This window comes from Shewanella sp. SM74 (genome assembly GCF_025653725.1).
GTDB lineage: Bacteria > Pseudomonadota > Gammaproteobacteria > Enterobacterales > Shewanellaceae > Shewanella > Shewanella oncorhynchi.
Genome location: NZ_JAKKRZ010000081.1, coordinates 1 through 1,250, shown reverse-complemented (window position 1 = coordinate 1,250; position 1,250 = coordinate 1). Strand labels below are relative to the sequence as shown.

1 protein-coding gene is annotated in these 1,250 nt (G+C 48.7%); it reads right to left on the bottom strand.

Annotated features, from left to right (window positions below; genetic code table 11):
* Nucleotides 1–20: 20 nt before the first annotated feature.
* The gene (locus L5M49_RS25015) at nt 21–1,187 is read right to left on the bottom strand and encodes an ISAs1 family transposase (protein WP_411569125.1); all 1,167 of its coding nucleotides are present in this window, start codon (nt 1,185–1,187) and stop codon (nt 21–23) included.
* Nucleotides 1,188–1,250: the final 63 nt, after the last annotated feature.

The window sequence follows — 1,250 nt, the reverse complement described above, 5'->3', positions numbered from 1 at the left end:
CAGGGCAAGAGCGTGAGTGCTCATTTTTCATTCATGCTTAATCCAGCCAGTAAAACCAGCTCAAGATAGTCTTCATTTATATGGGCTCGGCGCTGTTTACGTGGCACGCTCATCGCTTTACTGGTCTCTGCGCGAAGCATATTGAGCCCAAGATGCCGCATGGCTGCCATGTTGGCGGCGGCATGACCGCGGAAGATTTGGTTATCGTCTTCGTCCATGCTGACATCAAGCACCCAATGTAGTTTATTTTCGATGCCCCAGTGACTGCGGACAGCCTTGGCAAACCGGCTGCTGGTTAAGGCCGCTGAACTGATAAAGTAGCGATATTCCAAGCGTGTTTCTTTGTGCTTCGTCATGCGGTAACTGATTGCTAAACCTATGGTTTTTAAATCAACCCATGCGTTGGTTATGTTAGCGGGCAACACACTGCTATCAAGCACATGGTAGTCACGATACTCAATACGGCCATGCGCTTTTTCAACGGACTGGAGCTGCTCTGGCTCTGATTTCAGGTGATTTCTAAAAGCGGCCTTGATGCCCTCGTGCAATTTTTCCTGATTGCCTTTTACGGCTAGCAAATAGTCGGCATCTTTCTCAATAATCTTGGCTGCTATTTCTTTTTGGCAACCCATTGCGTCAATAGTCACCAAACACCCCTTGATGGTCAGTAAGTCCAGTAACTCTGGTATCGCTGTGATTTCATTCGATTTTTCTTCGGTTTTTACTTGTCCCATCACCACGCCATTGGCGGTCGCAAAGGCGCTGACCATGTGAATAGCTGAGCGACGGCTTTTTCGATTGTACGAGCTGCAGAGTGTTTTGCCATCTATCGCCACCACCTCGCCATCGGTCAGCACGGCCACTGCCTGCATCCAATTGGCGAAACTTTGCTGTAATTGCGTCGGCTCAATGCGCGCGATAATCCGCGCAATCGTGTCGTGTACCGGTAAACCTAACGCGAAAAATCCAAGTTTTTGCAGCCAAGGCAGTCTGTCTTCGCCGAAATCTTCAATATCTTCCCAGCCCTGACAGCCAGCAATCACAGCGCATAGCGTGAGAAACAGCACATCAAACAGTGGGTAAGTGACTTTGGCGGACTGGCGAGTGTCTTCGATGCTGGAAAAGTGTTCAGAAAATACGTTCAGGTTCACGGAATTGCCCTTTTGCAAAAGGCAGTATCTGATCATAAGCTGGCGATTGGGTCAACTACTAGCTTGGTTTGGTTGAAAAATGTTCGTGATCTTGCCCTG